The 15,236-nt window shown below is 44.6% G+C and carries 14 protein-coding genes and 1 tRNA gene; 2 read left to right on the forward strand and 13 right to left on the reverse strand.

All coding sequences use genetic code 11. The annotated features are described in order from the left end of the window. Position 1: 1 nt before the first annotated feature. The 3 genes from tetA(46) to LPB220_RS08040 all read right to left on the reverse strand — a co-directional run bounded on the left by tetA(46) (position 2) and on the right by LPB220_RS08040 (position 2,824). Positions 2 to 1,666: a tetracycline efflux ABC transporter Tet(46) subunit A gene (gene tetA(46) / locus LPB220_RS08030; protein WP_263640942.1), complete on the reverse strand. Its 1,665-nt coding sequence runs from the start codon at positions 1,664 to 1,666 to the stop codon at positions 2 to 4. A gap of 465 nt (positions 1,667 to 2,131) precedes the next feature. Continuing rightward, positions 2,132 to 2,204: transfer RNA gene (locus tag LPB220_RS08035), tRNA-Thr, on the reverse strand. Positions 2,205 to 2,254: 50 nt separating this feature from the next. Further along, positions 2,255 to 2,824, reverse strand: coding sequence for a GNAT family N-acetyltransferase (locus LPB220_RS08040; RefSeq protein ID WP_150906403.1), 570 nt, complete (start codon positions 2,822 to 2,824; stop codon positions 2,255 to 2,257). 200 nt (positions 2,825 to 3,024) lie between these two features. Here LPB220_RS08040 and ald point away from each other — a divergent pair, with 200 nt between their 5' ends. Then, the gene (gene ald, locus LPB220_RS08045; protein ID WP_045759723.1) at positions 3,025 to 4,137 is read left to right on the forward strand and encodes an alanine dehydrogenase; all 1,113 of its coding nucleotides are present in this window, start codon (positions 3,025 to 3,027) and stop codon (positions 4,135 to 4,137) included. A 285-nt stretch (positions 4,138 to 4,422) separates the two neighbouring features. Here ald and LPB220_RS08050 read toward each other — a convergent pair whose 3' ends face one another. The 7 genes from LPB220_RS08050 to rplK all read right to left on the reverse strand — a co-directional run bounded on the left by LPB220_RS08050 (position 4,423) and on the right by rplK (position 9,362). Beyond that, the gene (locus tag LPB220_RS08050) at positions 4,423 to 5,418 is read right to left on the reverse strand and encodes a PhoH family protein (RefSeq protein WP_150906404.1); all 996 of its coding nucleotides are present in this window, start codon (positions 5,416 to 5,418) and stop codon (positions 4,423 to 4,425) included. A 79-nt stretch (positions 5,419 to 5,497) separates the two neighbouring features. Further along, positions 5,498 to 5,713 carry a YozE family protein gene (locus tag LPB220_RS08055; protein ID WP_003005127.1) on the reverse strand — a complete coding sequence of 72 codons (216 nt, stop codon included), beginning with the start codon at positions 5,711 to 5,713 and terminating at the stop codon, positions 5,498 to 5,500. Between the two features lie 10 nt (positions 5,714 to 5,723). Beyond that, positions 5,724 to 6,578, reverse strand: coding sequence for an RNA-binding virulence regulatory protein CvfB (gene cvfB, locus LPB220_RS08060; RefSeq protein ID WP_003005366.1), 855 nt, complete (start codon positions 6,576 to 6,578; stop codon positions 5,724 to 5,726). 99 nt (positions 6,579 to 6,677) lie between these two features. Continuing rightward, a complete protein-coding gene (gene frr / locus LPB220_RS08065) occupies positions 6,678 to 7,235 on the reverse strand; it encodes a ribosome recycling factor (protein WP_003005165.1) in 558 nt (185 codons plus the stop codon). Between the two features lie 19 nt (positions 7,236 to 7,254). Beyond that, on the reverse strand, positions 7,255 to 7,986 hold the full coding sequence (gene pyrH / locus LPB220_RS08070; RefSeq protein ID WP_003005706.1) for a UMP kinase: 732 nt from the start codon (positions 7,984 to 7,986) through the stop codon (positions 7,255 to 7,257). Positions 7,987 to 8,149: 163 nt separating this feature from the next. Continuing rightward, complete coding sequence (rplA, locus tag LPB220_RS08075) at positions 8,150 to 8,839, reverse strand: 50S ribosomal protein L1 (RefSeq protein WP_003005355.1); 690 nt, start codon at positions 8,837 to 8,839, stop codon at positions 8,150 to 8,152. A 97-nt stretch (positions 8,840 to 8,936) separates the two neighbouring features. After that, complete coding sequence (gene rplK / locus LPB220_RS08080; protein ID WP_003005369.1) at positions 8,937 to 9,362, reverse strand: 50S ribosomal protein L11; 426 nt, start codon at positions 9,360 to 9,362, stop codon at positions 8,937 to 8,939. Between the two features lie 160 nt (positions 9,363 to 9,522). On the opposite strand from rplK, the gene LPB220_RS08085 reads away from it, so the two are divergent. Next, positions 9,523 to 9,867 carry a DUF3397 family protein gene (locus LPB220_RS08085; protein WP_049474322.1) on the forward strand — a complete coding sequence of 115 codons (345 nt, stop codon included), beginning with the start codon at positions 9,523 to 9,525 and terminating at the stop codon, positions 9,865 to 9,867. 189 nt (positions 9,868 to 10,056) lie between these two features. Here LPB220_RS08085 and LPB220_RS08095 read toward each other — a convergent pair whose 3' ends face one another. The 3 genes from LPB220_RS08095 to LPB220_RS08105 form a co-directional block, all read right to left on the reverse strand. Beyond that, the gene (locus LPB220_RS08095; protein WP_150906405.1) at positions 10,057 to 12,375 is read right to left on the reverse strand and encodes an HAD-IC family P-type ATPase; all 2,319 of its coding nucleotides are present in this window, start codon (positions 12,373 to 12,375) and stop codon (positions 10,057 to 10,059) included. Positions 12,376 to 12,383: 8 nt separating this feature from the next. Beyond that, positions 12,384 to 12,770, reverse strand: coding sequence for a VOC family protein (locus LPB220_RS08100; RefSeq protein ID WP_150906406.1), 387 nt, complete (start codon positions 12,768 to 12,770; stop codon positions 12,384 to 12,386). A 67-nt stretch (positions 12,771 to 12,837) separates the two neighbouring features. Then, on the reverse strand, positions 12,838 to 15,195 hold the full coding sequence (locus tag LPB220_RS08105) for a DNA translocase FtsK (protein WP_150906407.1): 2,358 nt from the start codon (positions 15,193 to 15,195) through the stop codon (positions 12,838 to 12,840). Positions 15,196 to 15,236 lie beyond the last annotated feature (41 nt).

Genomic DNA, 15,236 nt, shown 5'->3' on the forward strand with positions numbered 1-15,236 from the left:
CTTATTCTCCTTCCTGTTTTTGTTGCCGTTGGTATTGTTCATAATACCAGCCTTCTTGAGCCAATAAATCACTAGCCCTGCCTTCTTCTACAATCTGCCCTTGATCCAAGACGATGATCCAATCAGCCTGATGAACAGCAGACAAGCGATGAGAAACAATGATGGTCGTCTTGTCTTTTCGTTCCTTTTGAATCGTGTCAATAATGGCCTGTTCGGTCTTCGCATCCACTGCAGAAAGGGAATCATCTAACAGCAAGAGCTCTGCATCTCTTAAGAATGCACGCGCCAAAGAGATCCGTTGTTTTTGACCTCCTGATACAGAGACCCCTTTCTCACCGATCAAGGTGTCCATTCCATGAGACATCCGCTCGAGATCATCCGCAAAAGCAGCTTGGGCTATTGCTTCCACCAAATCTTCTTGGCTGGCTCCTTTTTTACCAAGCGCTATATTCTCACGGATAGACTTGGAAAATAAAATATGTTCTTGGGAAACATAGCCAATTTTATCTTCAATGGAGCGTCGGTTGTAGGCAACGATCGGTTGCTGGTTGACCAAGAATTCTCCCTCACCAACTGGGTACTGCCGCAAGAATTGTCGAACCAGAGTAGTCTTTCCTGCACCGGTACGACCAACAATTCCAACCGTCTGTCCTTTCTGAATGGTCCAATCAATGCCTGATAGGCTCTTTCGCTCAGCACCAGGATAGCTGAAAGAATAGTCCTTAAACTGCACCAAATCAATTTCCTCTAGGTAGTGAGAACCATCTGGCTCCAGATCATCTGTCTCATCAATCACTTCTTTTAATTTTTTATAGGACATTTGCCCTGTCTGGTAGACCAAGATCAGGTCCGCCATCATCCACATAGGCTCAATTAAAAAGACCAAATACAGCTGTAAAGCCAATAACTTGCCAAGACTCAACTGCCCGCTTGCCAGGGACTGGCCTCCAAATAGCAAGAGCAAGACCGTCGAGAATCCAATAAACAACAGGGCTAAAGGTCCAAAAGAATACTGGATAGAGGCAATTTTATCCCCTGTTTTGGATAGACTGGCTGTTTTTTTCTTAAACTGTTTGACCTGCTGGTCCCGTCTACTATAGGCCCGCATGACCCGAATTCCTTCGATCGACTCCAAGACTTCATCATTCAACTGAGCGACTGCTTCCCGGTTTTGCTCAACATACTCCTCCTGCTTTCTACTCAAAAAATAGGTAGAGACGACGAGGAAGATCATAGGAATAAAGGAAATCAAGGTTAATTGCCAAGAAATGAAAAACATGGTCGGAATAATAAAGGCAAACAAGCCACCGCCAAACAGGAGCACCATCATCCCGTAACCAGCCATATCGGCCATGCCATCGACATCTGTCGTAAAGCGCGTCAAGAGATCTCCTGAGCGAAATTTCTCAAAAAAAGGGCGCCGCATGGCTACTAGCTTACGAAATGCTTGCTCCTGGAGGGTCGCCTTGAAATGGACTGACGACTGAAAGAGTCGCAACTGCCAATAAAAAGCCGTTAGGTAATTGAGGATAGCTGATCCTACTAAGAGGACCATATCCCATACAAAGTTGGATTGCGTCAGCGTCCGCTGACTCAAATGATCCACTAAGCGCTGGATGACTTGCGTCGGGATCAATAAGGTGTAATCATAAAGAATCAGGACCATAGCGATCTTCACATATCGCCATTTGCGCTCCCTGATATACTACCAAATAGCTCTGATCATATATTCTCCTTTTCAAAATGGCACAGAAAAAACCCAAGCAAGGAGCTGAGTACGTACTCAGTCCACACTTGGGCCTTCTGATGCCTGTCACCAATTCAGTTAAGGCAGGCAAAAATGCATACAAAAAACCCAAGACAGACTCCTCCATCTTGGGTTTCATTCAATTTTTACATAGAACTCAACTGAGATTGGAGAAGCTGTGTATTCAATTGTGTCATCAAAACATCTACTTTGTTCATGATGGTTTTCTCCTTTCTCTTTGTTGTTCTAACTTTACCACGGATTTCTGTGCTTGTCAACGTCTTTTTGAAAATTGTTGAAAAAAGATCCATAAATAGGCACTCAATCAGAAATTAAATCACAAAAAAGAAGCCTAGATCCTCTCTAAACTTCTCTCTTCTTCTATGCTAGTTGCCGGGATTGAACCGGCGACCTCATCCTTACCATGGATGCGCTCTACCGACTGAGCTAAACCAGCAGTACCTATCTACTATATCATGGAGATAGGTCTTTTGTCAATATCCTGACTCATTTTTCTGCCAAATATTCTTCCTTCGTGAGGACATAATGAACTCTCGTCACCATTCGCCCTTCTTCATGCAGGTCTAGCATCGCATAGGGCTCCTCGTGAGAATATTTCATCCCTGATTTGGCCATCACCCGTCCAGAAGCTGGATTGTCCTTATCATGAACGGCAATGAGTTTGTTCATCCCTAACTGTTCAAAAGCCAAGGCAATGACTGCCTTTGTAGCCTCTGTCGCAAGACCTTGGTTCCAATAGTCTTTATTCAGAACATAGCCGATACTCCCCTTCTTCAAACTAAGATCCAAATCCAGTAAATCAATCGTCCCGATAAATTTTCCATTTTCTTTGAGCTCGATCCCCCATCTTCCAAGTGGGCTCGCTAGGTAAAAGAGGGCAATATTATTACGCGTCTCTTCTAGACTTTGATTGGTTGGAAAAGTGTAGCGCGTAACTGTTTCATCAGAAGCATACTCAAACATAGCCGGTGCATCTTCAAGAGTGACCGGACGCAAGTGCAAGCGCTCAGTCTCTATTTCTAGATAAGCCGCTAACTTCACATATAAATTTTCCATTTGACACTCCTTCTTTAGGGATTAGTTTAGCAAATAACCTAAAGGAAGGCAAGCTCAAATTTTTCTTGCTTTTTAACCCACTTTTCTATACAATAAAATCAATCAAAACAATCAGATAAGGAGTGAAAAGGTCATTGAGTCAAGAGAGCCATCTCACACCAATGGCCTTTTTACACCTAAATCTGAGCAAGGAGGCAAAAATGCTCATTGGAATTCCTAAAGAAATTAAAAACAACGAAAATCGGGTCGGTTTGACACCTGCAGGTGTACAAAGCTTGGTGAAGAAAGGTCATCACGTTTTGGTAGAAACAAATGCTGGACTTGGTTCTGGCTTTGCGGATGAAGATTACACGAAGCAAGGGGCAACCATCGTTGCAACTGCTGCAGAAGCTTGGGCAGCTGAGATGGTGGTCAAAGTCAAAGAACCCCTCGCTGAAGAATATGGCTTCCTTCGCGAAGATCTCTTGCTCTTCACCTACTTGCATATGGCTGCCGCACCTGAATTAGCAGATGCTATGGTCGCAGCTAAAACAACTGGGGTGGCCTACGAAACGGTGCGTGACCTTGATGGACAATTGCCTCTCTTGGTGCCAATGAGTGAGGTTGCTGGACGGATGGCCGTGCAAATCGGTGCTCACTTCCTGACCAAACAAGAAGGTGGATCAGGCGTCCTCCTAGGTGGGGTGCCAGGTGTTCCCAAAGGAAAAGTTACCATCATCGGAGGTGGGGTCGTTGGAACCCACGCAGCTCGTATCGCTCTTGGACTTGGTGCCCAAGTGACCATCTTAGATATCAGCGCCAAACGTTTGGCTGTTCTGGAAGATGTCTTTGGTCATCAAATCCAAACCCTTATGTCCAATCCATTTAACATTGAAGCCAGCGTCCGTGATGCCGATGTTGTCATCGGAGCTGTCTTGATTCCTGGTGCTAAAGCTCCTAAATTAGTGACAGACGATATGGTTAAACAAATGCGTCCCGGTTCAGTCATCGTGGACGTAGCTGTGGACCAAGGTGGGGTTATTGAAACAGCAGACCGTGTCACAACGCATACGGAGCCAGTTTACGAAAAACATGGCGTGCTCCACTATGCCGTTGCCAATATCCCAGGGGCTGTCGCTCGTACCTCTACTATCGCCCTTACCAATGTGACCCTTCCTTATGTTGAATCCCTAGCTAACAATGGTTTTCACAAGGCAATTGACCTCGACGAAGGCCTACGCCAAGGGGTCACTACTTACCAAGGCCATATCACAAGCCAACCAGTTGCTACTGGTTTAGAGCGTGACTTCACACCAATTGATGAATTGGTTTAAACTATCATATATTTAAAGAATTACCATCGAAAAAACAAGTTATTTTGAGTTTTTTAAATCATCTTTAGAGACTTTCCGCCGTGAGAAAAGTGCTTGAAACAATTTAGTTTCGAGCACTCGGAATAATTGAGACCTTAGGCTCAATTATTAGTCATGGAACTTCTTGGATTGCTGAAATCATCCACTGGATAATTTCACCTAACCTCCGTTCTCACCTAAGGAAAGGCTAGGAGATGATTTTATCGTCAATTTAAGGCAAAGATCATAAGATCTTTGCCTTTTCTTTTATTTTTCTTCTTCCACATCCGATTCTTCTTTGAGGACTGGATTCGGAATGGGCTCGTAGGCCCGGATAATTTCTGCTACTACTGGATGGCGAACGACATCCTTGGCAGAGAAATGCACAAAGTCAATTTGAGAAATGTTCTTCAATTTCTCCTGAGCATCAATTAAGCCTGATTTGACATTTCGAGGAAGGTCAATCTGGCTAGTATCTCCATTGACAATCATCTTAGAGTTAAAACCAAGACGGGTCAAAAACATCTTCATCTGCATGATGGTGGTGTTTTGCGCTTCATCGAGGATGACAAAGGCATCGTCCAAGGTCCGCCCCCGCATATAAGCCAAAGGCGCAATCTCGATAATCTCCCGCTCCATCATCCGAGTGGTTTGGTCTTTCCCTAAAATCTGGTATAGAGCATCATAGACCGGTCGTAGATAAGGGTCCACTTTTTCTTTGAGATCTCCTGGAAGGAAACCAAGGCTTTCTCCGGCTTCCACAGCTGGACGCGTCAAAATAATCCGCTTGACCTGACCACGCTTGAGGGCGGTCACGGCCAAGGTCACTGCTAGGAAGGTTTTCCCAGTCCCCGCTGGTCCAATCCCAAAAGTGACATCATGGTTCTTGACACTATCAACATAGATCTTTTGACCAAGCGTTTTAACTCGAATGGGCTTGCCGTAACTATCCTTGATAATCTCTTCTTCATAGAGAGCGATGAACTTATCCAATTCCCCATTTCTCACCATGGTAATGGCGGTCACCACATCCGGCGTTCCAATGGTCATGCCACGGTTAACGAGGACCAAAAGAGCCTGGATGACTTGACGAACCTGCTCGCAGGTTTCTTCTTCCCCAATGATTTGGACGATTTCTGTCCGGGCATGAATAGTTACCCCAAATTCTTGCTCCATCAAACGAAGATGGCGTTCGTTAGATCCAAACAAATGAAAGAGATCGTCTGGATGCGTTAATGTAATTTCAACTGAATGTTCTTGCAAATAAAGAACCTCTCTACCTGTATTTTTCTATTATTATAACAAAGAGGCCGAGAAAAAACCATCCTCGACCTATCCTTCTCTAGTGGGCTTGGTATTCTTCCCAAATCGCATCAAAATCGCCAAGATTAAAGGAAAAGCTGGCATGCTCTTCTAGATAGCGACTGACCTCATCGAAGTCATCTGTATGCTTGGGAAAAGCAGACTCGTGAAATGCAAGATCTGCTAGAATGGCTTTAGGAGCATTGCTTTTAGGATTGCGCTCCGTCATCAACCAAGTATAAAATGATTTTCGCATAAGCCTCCTCTTAGATCAACTCTGTTCCAAACTGGTCTTGCTTGATTTTTTTGGCCTTCATCAAACCACCCAAAGCCTTTTTGAACTGACCTTTTGAAATCCCAAAAGTTGCCTTGATCTCTTCTGGAGATGACTTATCATTCAGGGTCATAAAGCCTCCATTGGCTTCCAAATAGGTCAAAATCATTTGGGCATCGTTTTCCAACATCTCAAAGGAGCGTGGCTTCAAAGATAGGTTCAAGGTCCGATCCACCTCACGAAAACCAATAACGCGAGCATTTAAGACCTCTCCCAAACGAGGTTCTGCATAGCGCTCACTTGGGTGGATAAAGCCCAGCATATTGTTCTCTGGAAGGTAAACAAAGGTTCCAGACAATTTCAAGCGGTAGACAATGGCTGGCCAGTTTTGGTTTTGCATATTGTTATAGGCTGGACGAGCCAAACGCTGAAAATCTTCCTGGTAGGCTAAGATCCCCCAAATCCGATCTTTCTTATCAACTTCTAAGCGAATATAGAGACGATCGCCCTTTTTAGGCCATAGATCTTTGATCTCCGGTAGGATATCTAGTGAGACAACAATCTGCTTATCTGGAAGCCCTGTATCCACGAAGACTCCCAAATCCTTGCGCACTTCCGTGACCGTTCCCCAGCCAAAGCTTTCTTGAGTTGCTGTGACTTCAAGTGTCGTAAGTCGTAGTTTTTGCTTCATATCTGTATAAGCAAAGCCCTTGACACTTTCTCCGACTTGGTGTGGGCCTTCTGCTTTATCAAGTGCGTATGTCTGGCCATCTTTTTGAACAAAATAGAAGTGATCATTTTCATCAATGACCATTCCCATGATGTAGCTTGCTAGATTCGTATTCATGTTTCCTTCTTTCCTCTTGCCTCTTCACAAGAATAATGGAAATAAAACCCAGCCAGCAGTGCCAACTGAGTCTATCTTTCCTGTAATGGTTGGGATGGATTAAACTTCCATCAATTCTTTTTCTTTGTGCGCTGTCATTTCATCTACATGCTTAACAGCGTCATCCGTAACTTTTTGAATCTCTTTTTCAAGACCTTTCAATTCATCTTCTGTGATTTCTTTTGCTTTTTCTTGTTTCTTCGCTTCATCCATAGCATCACGACGGATGTTACGGATCGCTACTTTAGCATTTTCACCCACTTTTTTCACTTCTTTTGCCAAGTCGCGACGAGTTTCTTCTGTCAAAGCTGGGATAACCAAGCGGATAACAGATCCATCGTTGGCTGGAGTGATACCAAGGTCAGAAGCATTGATGCTGTGCTCGATGTCTTTCAAAGATGATTTATCAAATGGTGTGATCAACAAGACACGCGCTTCTGGAATGGTGATAGATGCCAATTGGTTCAAAGGAGTCTCTACTCCGTAGTATTCTACGAAAATACGATCCAAAAGACTTGCGTTTGCACGTCCAGCACGGATGCTACCAAATTCACGTCCCAAACTTTGGTGAGACTGGGTCATTCTTTCTTTTGCTTTTTCTACGATTGGGTTTGCCATAATCTTCCTCTATTTTCTATTATTTTTCTACGTTATTCGATACGGTTGTACCGATATTTTCACCAAAGACAACGCGTTTGATATTGCCTGGTTCATTCATATTAAAGACAACCAAGTCAATGTCGTTGTCCATGGAGAGAGTAGAGGCTGTTGAGTCCATGATGCGAAGACCTTTATTGATCACATCGCGGTGAGTCAATTCCTCAAATTTCACAGCTGAAGCATCTTTTTTCGGATCGGCATTGTAAACACCATCGACCCCATTTTTGGCCATGAGAATGGCATCTGCTTCAATCTCAGCTGCACGAAGGGCTGCGGTCGTATCTGTTGAGAAGTAAGGAGAACCGATCCCTGCACCAAAGATCACGATCCGATCTTTTTCAAGATGACGAAGGGCACGACCACGGATATATGGTTCTGCGACTTGTTGCATGGCAATCGCAGTTTGAACACGGGTATCCACGCCAACTTGTTGAAGCGAATCAGCCATCACAAGAGCGTTCATGACAGTACCGAGCATACCTGTGTAGTCTGCTTGGACACGATCCATCCCTGCTTCAGCAGCAGGTTCTCCACGCCAAAGGTTTCCCCCTCCAATCACCAAGGCAATTTCAATTCCAAGTTCATGAACTTCCTTGATTTCTTGGGCCATATTTTGGACAGTTTTGATATCGATTCCGACACCACGTTCGCCGGCAAGAGCCTCACCAGATAGCTTGATTAAGATACGTTTATACTTAGGTTCTACCATTTTCTCTCTCCTTTTTTGATCTGTATTATTTTACCATAAATTACGCTTTTTATATAGTCATATCCATCAAAATTTTCTTTTTCCCATCCGATTAGTTTTACCAACTGTAGCAAATAAAAATTGAGTACAAAAAAAGCTACCCGAAGGCAGCTTTTCATTTCAATTAAAGTGAGTTAACATCCACTTTGATACCAGGACCTTGAGTTGTAGTCAAAGTCAAGCTAGTTACGTAAGTACCTTTAGCTGTAGCTGGTTTTGCTTTTTGGATTGTGTCGTTGAAAGCTTTAAAGTTTTCAACCAATTTAGTATCATCGAATGAAACTTTACCGATGATCGCTTGAACGATACCTGCTTTATCAGCACGGTAAGTGATTTTACCACCTTTAGACTCTTCAACTGCTTTCGCAACATCCATTGTTACTGTACCAGTTTTAGGGTTTGGCATCAAGTTACGAGGTCCAAGGACACGTCCAAGACGTCCAACAAGAGCCATCATGTCAGGTGTAGCGATAACTACGTCGAAGTCCAACCAACCATCGTTGATTTTCGCAACAAGGTCATCTTCACCTACGAAGTCTGCACCAGCAGCTTTTGCTTCTTCAGCTTTTGCACCACGTGCAAATACAAGTACGCGAGCTGTTTTACCAGTTCCGTTTGGCAATACCATTGCACCACGGATTTGTTGGTCAGCTTTTTTCACGTCGATGTTCAAGTTGTAAGCAACTTCTACAGTTGCGTCAAATTTTGCAAAGTTAGTTTCTTTTGCAAGAGCTACAGCTTCTTCTACGCTGTAGACTTTTGTGCTGTCGATTTTTTCAAGAGCAGCACGAAGTTGTTTGCTTTTTTTAGCCATTTTATCTTTCTCCTTGTAATGTGGTCATATCGATTTTCATCTCCCACGTCACTCGTCATTTGATCAAGTGTATTGCGGGCAAATAGGATTGTTACAATTAGTCAGTAACAGTGAATCCCATAGAACGAGCAGTACCTTCGATCATACGCATTGCAGACTCAATGTTTGCAGCGTTCAAATCTGGCATCTTAGTTTCAGCGATTTGTTGTACTTGTGCACGAGTTACAGTTGCAACTTTCGTTTTGTTCGGTGTACCTGAACCTTTTTCAACACCTGCAGCTTTTTTCAAAAGAACAGCAGCTGGTGGTGTTTTTGTAACGAAATCGAATGATTTGTCTTCATAAACAGTGATAACAACTGGGATGATCATACCAGCTTGATCAGCTGTACGAGCGTTAAACTCTTTGGTGAATCCCATGATGTTGATACCTGCTTGACCAAGCGCTGGACCAACCGGTGGAGCTGGAGTAGCTTTACCAGCAGGGATTTGCAATTTTACAAGTTTTTCGACTTTTTTAGCCATTTCTTAAATCCTCCTTTGTGGTTTTGGCGGTAATTACAGATTTTTACCTCCCACAAGTATGCTTTGTGCATACCTTTCTATTATACACGATTTCTCATTTTTTGCAAGAAAAAATTAAAATATAGTAAACTTTTTTTTCGTTTTATGATAGAATGAAGCTATGTTAATCAAAGTTGCTTCTGTATTATTTATTTTTTTAACGCTGATTCTGAGCGGCATCATTGTTCACCTCTTTAAACTCCAAAAAAGAGGATGGCGATCCACCGATATTGCCTTTCCTTTATTTGCCTTGGAGTACTACCTGATCTCAGACAGCGCCTTTTATCACAGCCTCTTACCGCTGCTAGCTTTAAGCCTTTCGCTTTTAGCCTTGGGGCTAACGATTTATTTCTTAAAAAAGAAAAAGTGTTTTTATTACCCTAGATTTATCAAATACTTCTGGCGTGCTGGATTTCTAGTTACCTTCTTGCTCTATCTAATTCTAACCGCTAGTTTGTTTATCTAATACCAAAAGGAGGCTGGGACAAAAGTCCTAGCCTCTCAATTATTTTTAGATTGTCGAGCAAGACGCAGTGGTTGAGTGGGCTCTACTACGCTGATTTCATCAGCTTTTACAGCCCTACTCAACTGTGCGGAGGTGGGACGACGAAATCGAATTCTAACGAATTACCGATTTCTGTCCCACTCTCTTTTTTTATTTTTTCCGATGAAAGAACCAGCCCACTAGTTTCTTGAAGACTTGAATCAAGATGAGAGCAAGAACGGCCATGATGGCGCAGATAAGCAGCGTTTGGATCCTCAAGGGGCTCATGTTGAAGAATCTACCTAAGATACTACTTGAAACCAGGAAGGCTAGGATATTTCCTAGAAGAACCAGTCTCTTGTAGTGATTGAGAGGCTGGGATTCTTGGTAGATGATGGTAAATCCAACGAAGGCCATCAAGCAGATGGCTGCACTTGAGAGTTCTTCCGATCTCATGCCAAATGTTGAAGAGAGCAACACCAAACTAAAGATCAATATAAAATCCGTCAAGGCAGCAGGTAGCGCATTTTTAAAGACCGTTTCGATAAAGCGCCCTTTGATGCGCTCGCTATTGGGCTCAAGCGCTAGGAAGAATCCTGGAATCCCAATCGTAAAACCACTGATCAAAGACATCTGCGACGGCATGATGGGATAGGTAAAGGCTAAGAGCGTCACAGAGATGGCCAACAAAATGGAAAAGATATTCTTGATCAAAAAGAGACTGGCTGATCGTTGAATATTATTGACCACCCGCCGCCCTTCTGCCACGATGGACGGCATCTTCCCAAAGTCAGAATCTAGCAAGACCACTTGCGCCATCTTTTTGGTCGCATCATTTCCAGATTCCATCGCAATACTACAATCCGCTGTTTTGAGGGCCAGAATATCGTTGACGCCATCTCCGGTCATGGTGACTTTATGCCCCTTTGCCTGCAAGCCTTCTACAAGGCTTTTCTTTTGCTCTGGTGTCACCCGACCAAAGACCGTATATTGGCTCGCCGCTTGGTGCAAATCTTCTTCCGTCAGTAAGGTTCTGGCATCGATTAGATCCTCTGCTCCTTCAATGCCTGCTTTTTGTGCAATAGCAGAGACAGTAGCAGGGTTGTCCCCTGAAATGACCTTAATGGTCACTCCTTGTTCTTTAAAGTAGGCGAAGGTTTCTTTGGCATTTTTTCTCAAAGGATTGGAGAGAATGATCCAGGCTACCAAGTCTACTGGAGCCTCTAAAGTCTCTCCCAGGTATTCTCCCTTATATTTCCCAAAGGCCAAGACCCGATTGCCTGCCTGAGTAGCAGGAGCAATCTCCCCTTCAACCTCAGAGAAGCCCTCTCGTAAAACAAACTCTGGTGCCCCCAATACATAGATCCCAGATTCAAAGGCAATCGCCCCATACTTTTTCTTAGACGTAAAGGGCTGTATTTCAAGGGCCTTACAAGGCTGGCTGACTGGAGTCTTGTGAAATTTTCGGATGGCATCCATGGTATCGTTTTGATCCATATTAGCTCCTACATACTGAGCTAGAGCTTCCAAGTCTTGAGCGTCTTTAACTGGACGAATCTCTGTTACTTCCATACCCGGCTCTGTAATGGTCCCTGTCTTATCGACACAAAGGATATCCACGCGCGATAAGGTCTCAATCCCCTTCATACTATTGAGCAGGACCTTTTCCTTAGCCAATCTGACAGCACCCAGAGCCAGCGCCAAGGTCATCAAGAGATACAAGCCTTCTGGAATCATCCCGATCAAGGCACCGACTGTTGAAGTCACACTGAGCTTGAGGCTATCGCCTAGGCTGATATAGCTGCGAAGAAAAAGGAGCGAGCCTAGCGGAATGATAAGAAGACCAATGATCCCCACGATTCGGTTGACCGCATGGACCATATCGGACTCCTCATGAGACTTGACCTGCTTGGCTTCCAGGCTCAATTGGTTAATGTAGGAGTCATTCCCAACTTTTTCCAATCGCGCCAGTCCTTGACCAGCGATCACAAAACTACCTGACATGAGCGCGTCTTGCGCTCCTTTTTTGACCTCATCGGCTTCACCGGTCAATTGCGATTCATCGACTTTTAGCTCGCCCTCCAGCAAAAACCCATCCGCATAGATCTGGTCTCCAGCTTGAAAGCGAACTAGATCGACCTCCACCAGCTGATCGATAGGTAGAGCAAATTCTTTTCCTTCGCGAAGAACGATCGCCTCACTCATATGTAGAAATTGCATCTGACGCAAGATCCGTCTAGAGCGGACTTCCTGCACAATTCCTACCAGGGAGTTGACCACGACGACCGGGACAAACAAGAGATTGTTCCAAGACTTCACTGCTACCAGCAAGACCGCTAAGACCAGGAAAATCAGATTAAAGTAGGTAAAGACATTGTCTCGAATGATCTGCCCAATACTTTTTTCTGTCTTAATCGTGACCTTATTTTGCTTGCCCTCTTGGATCTTTTTTGCTACTTCTTCCTGACTGAGTCCTTCTAATCTAACCATTGCTTTCCTCACTCATGTATTTCCAAAGGCAATCCTTCTGGATCGAAGAAAAATGCCATCTTCTTGCCATCAAAATCATCATAGCGAAGGCCTGTATTCTCAATACCTAGCTGATCCAATCTAGCTAGATACGTCTCTACAGCGTCCACTTGAAAGGCCAGATGACGCAGTCCCGCATGCTCGGGCAAGGGGAGCTTAGGACGTTCTGGGGCCGACGGTTTGATAAAGAGTTCTAAAGTCAGCTTCCCCTGACGGAGATTGATCAAGATATCTCCGCGTTCGGGACGGTCATACTCACTGACAATCGCAAAGCCCAACTGGTCCACATAAAAGTGCAGCATAGCATCGCGATCCCGTCCAATGATGGCAATATGATGAATCGTGTCTAACTTCATCTGGTCCTACTTTCTATTTTCTATAAAAAGAAAAGGGAGTGGGGCAAGTGCCCTCTTCCCCCTAGACTTATTGTTGCAATACTTTTCGAGGTTTGGTCCCTTCAGCTGGTCCAATCACACCCGCTGCTTCCAACTCTTCCATGAGGCGAGTCGCCCGGTTAAAACCAACCGATAAGCGGCGCTGGATCATTGAAGCACTGGCTTTTTGGGTCTCGATGACGAGCGTTTTGGCCTCTTCAAAGAGAGGATCACCTTCGTCTAAGCCACCCATGCCTCCGTCAAAGTCCGACTCCGATACTTCTCCTGGATCAAAGGCATCATCATAATCAGCTTCTGCCTGCTCTTTGACAAAGTTGACAATCCGCTCCACATCGTCATCTGAGATAAAGGATCCTTGTAGACGGATCGGATGATTTTCATCGATCGGTTTAAAAAGCATGTCTCCACGACCGAGCAATTTTTCTGCCCCATTTTCATCCAAGATGGTCCGTGAGTCGGTCCCAGATGATACCGCAAAAGCGACACGGGAAGGCACATTGGCCTTGATCAAACCTGATATAACGTCAACCGATGGCCGTTGGGTCGCAAGAATCATGTGAATTCCTGCTGCACGTGCCTTTTGTCCAAGGCGAATAATAGCATCTTCCACTTCTTTACTTGCGACCATCATCAAGTCTGCCAACTCATCGACAATGACCACAATCAATGGAAGTGGTACTTGCTTCATCTCAGACTGGGCATTGTACTCAGCTACCTTGGCATTAAAGCCAGCAATATTCCTAGCGCCTACTTTTGAGAAGAGCTCGTAGCGATTTTCCATCTCATCAACGACCTTCTGCAGAGCTCGACTGGCCTTGCGTGGGTTGGTCACCACTGGAATCAAGAGGTGAGGAATATCATTGTAGACAGAAAGCTCCACCATCTTTGGATCGACCATCATAAACTTGACTTCGTCCGGACGAGCCTTCATCAAAATACTCGAAATAATTCCATTGACCGCTACTGACTTACCAGATCCAGTAGAACCCGCTACCAAGAGGTGGGGCATCCGAGCCAAATCAAAGGTCCGAGCCGAGCCATCTACAGCCTTCCCAAGAGGAATCTCAAGGAGTTTAGCCGGATCTGTTTTGGACTGCTCCCACAATTCACGGAAGGAAACGGTCGCAATCTCTGAGTTAGGCACTTCAATCCCGACCAGAGACTTCCCTGGAATCGGTGCTTCAATTCGCACATCCTTGGCTGCTAGGGCCAAGGCCAAATCATCTGCTAGGTTCGAAATGCGGTTGACCCGCACACCGACAGCCGGCTTGACCTCATACTTAGTGACAGAAGGACCGATCTCTGCCCGCTCCACAGTCGCCTTGATATTGAAGCTTGCAAAGGTCTCTTCCAAAATGCGGATGTTCTGGCGAACGATGTTTTTCTCTTTGGATTGATTTTTCGGCTTATCAGGTGCGAAGAGATCAATTGTTGGAAGCTTGTACTGGAGGAGTTCCTTAGGTGTGAAATCCACTTGAACTTCTTCCCCATCGCCCTCGAATTCTTCGGCTTCCGGAAACTCTTCGTATGCTTCAGGCTCTTCAGGCCATTCTTGATCTGGCAGGTAAATCTCTGGTGTTGCTGGTGCGACAATTTCGGCTTCTGGGAAGGGCTCTGTGAACGGCTCTTCCGCCAACACCTCTCCCGTTTCAGGGTCTACAGGATGCCCTTCCATAGAAAGGGAAGTTGGAAGAACAGCTCTTGCTTCTTCTTGCTCTCTTTCAGCTGCAGCAGCTTCCTCGGCAGCTCTCGCTTCTTTTTCAAGGAATTTCTGCTCGCGACGCTCTTTGCGTTTCTCCATAGAAGCGTGGAAGGCTTCCGATCCCTTTTCAAACAAATCATAGATGGAGTAAGGACTCATCAAGAGAATCCCCAATCCAATAAAGAGAAGGCCAATAAAATAAGAGCCAATATTTGAAAAGAGGAAGGAAATCGGAGCATAAAGAAGGGCACCGATCATACCACCACCGGCAAAGCTCTCCACTCGCAGATGAATCAGGTCTGCCATGATTCTTGAAAAGGTGACCTTGATCCCATTATTGTCTAAATGAAGTGAGGATACAAAGAAGGCCTGAAACATCAAGAGAAGCCCAGCAAAGAAGCTTAGGAATCCTGAAATCACCCCTTCGTGTTTGTCCAGCCATTTAAAGGCATAGAGGTAGAAAAAGGTCGCTAAAATGGCCAAGTAAGCCAAACTCCCAACAAACAGTCGGATCAAGTTGTAGGCCAAGACCCCTACTGCTCCCAATTTCAAGGCCGCAAAGACTAAAACCAGACTAATCAGAATGGTCACAATCATGCGGTGAATTGCTTTTTTTCTTTCTAATTCTGCTTTGGACAGTCGTCTCGTCGACCGTGTTTTTTTTGATTGATTATTGTTTGCCATAACCTTTATTATATCACATTTCCAAGCCAGCTCCCTAGTAA

The organism is Streptococcus sp. LPB0220 (assembly GCF_008727815.1).
Lineage (GTDB): Bacteria > Bacillota > Bacilli > Lactobacillales > Streptococcaceae > Streptococcus.

Bases quoted from the DNA above. Each gene is read 5' to 3' on its own strand.
- LPB220_RS08040 (WP_150906403.1), bottom strand. From the start codon at position 2,824: ATGGAAAATTTATATGTGAAGTTAGCGGCTTATCTAGAAATAGAGACT.
- ald (WP_045759723.1), top strand. From the start codon at position 3,025: ATGCTCATTGGAATTCCTAAAGAAATTAAAAACAACGAAAATCGGGTC.
- LPB220_RS08055 (WP_003005127.1), bottom strand. From the start codon at position 5,713: ATGCGAAAATCATTTTATACTTGGTTGATGACGGAGCGCAATCCTAAA.
- cvfB (WP_003005366.1), bottom strand. From the start codon at position 6,578: ATGAATACGAATCTAGCAAGCTACATCATGGGAATGGTCATTGATGAA.
- frr (WP_003005165.1), bottom strand. From the start codon at position 7,235: ATGGCAAACCCAATCGTAGAAAAAGCAAAAGAAAGAATGACCCAGTCT.
- pyrH (WP_003005706.1), bottom strand. From the start codon at position 7,986: ATGGTAGAACCTAAGTATAAACGTATCTTAATCAAGCTATCTGGTGAG.
- rplA (WP_003005355.1), bottom strand. From the start codon at position 8,839: ATGGCTAAAAAAAGCAAACAACTTCGTGCTGCTCTTGAAAAAATCGAC.
- rplK (WP_003005369.1), bottom strand. From the start codon at position 9,362: ATGGCTAAAAAAGTCGAAAAACTTGTAAAATTGCAAATCCCTGCTGGT.
- LPB220_RS08085 (WP_049474322.1), top strand. From the start codon at position 9,523: ATGTTAATCAAAGTTGCTTCTGTATTATTTATTTTTTTAACGCTGATT.
- LPB220_RS08095 (WP_150906405.1), bottom strand. From the start codon at position 12,375: ATGGTTAGATTAGAAGGACTCAGTCAGGAAGAAGTAGCAAAAAAGATC.
- LPB220_RS08100 (WP_150906406.1), bottom strand. From the start codon at position 12,770: ATGAAGTTAGACACGATTCATCATATTGCCATCATTGGACGGGATCGC.
- LPB220_RS08105 (WP_150906407.1), bottom strand. From the start codon at position 15,195: ATGGCAAACAATAATCAATCAAAAAAAACACGGTCGACGAGACGACTG.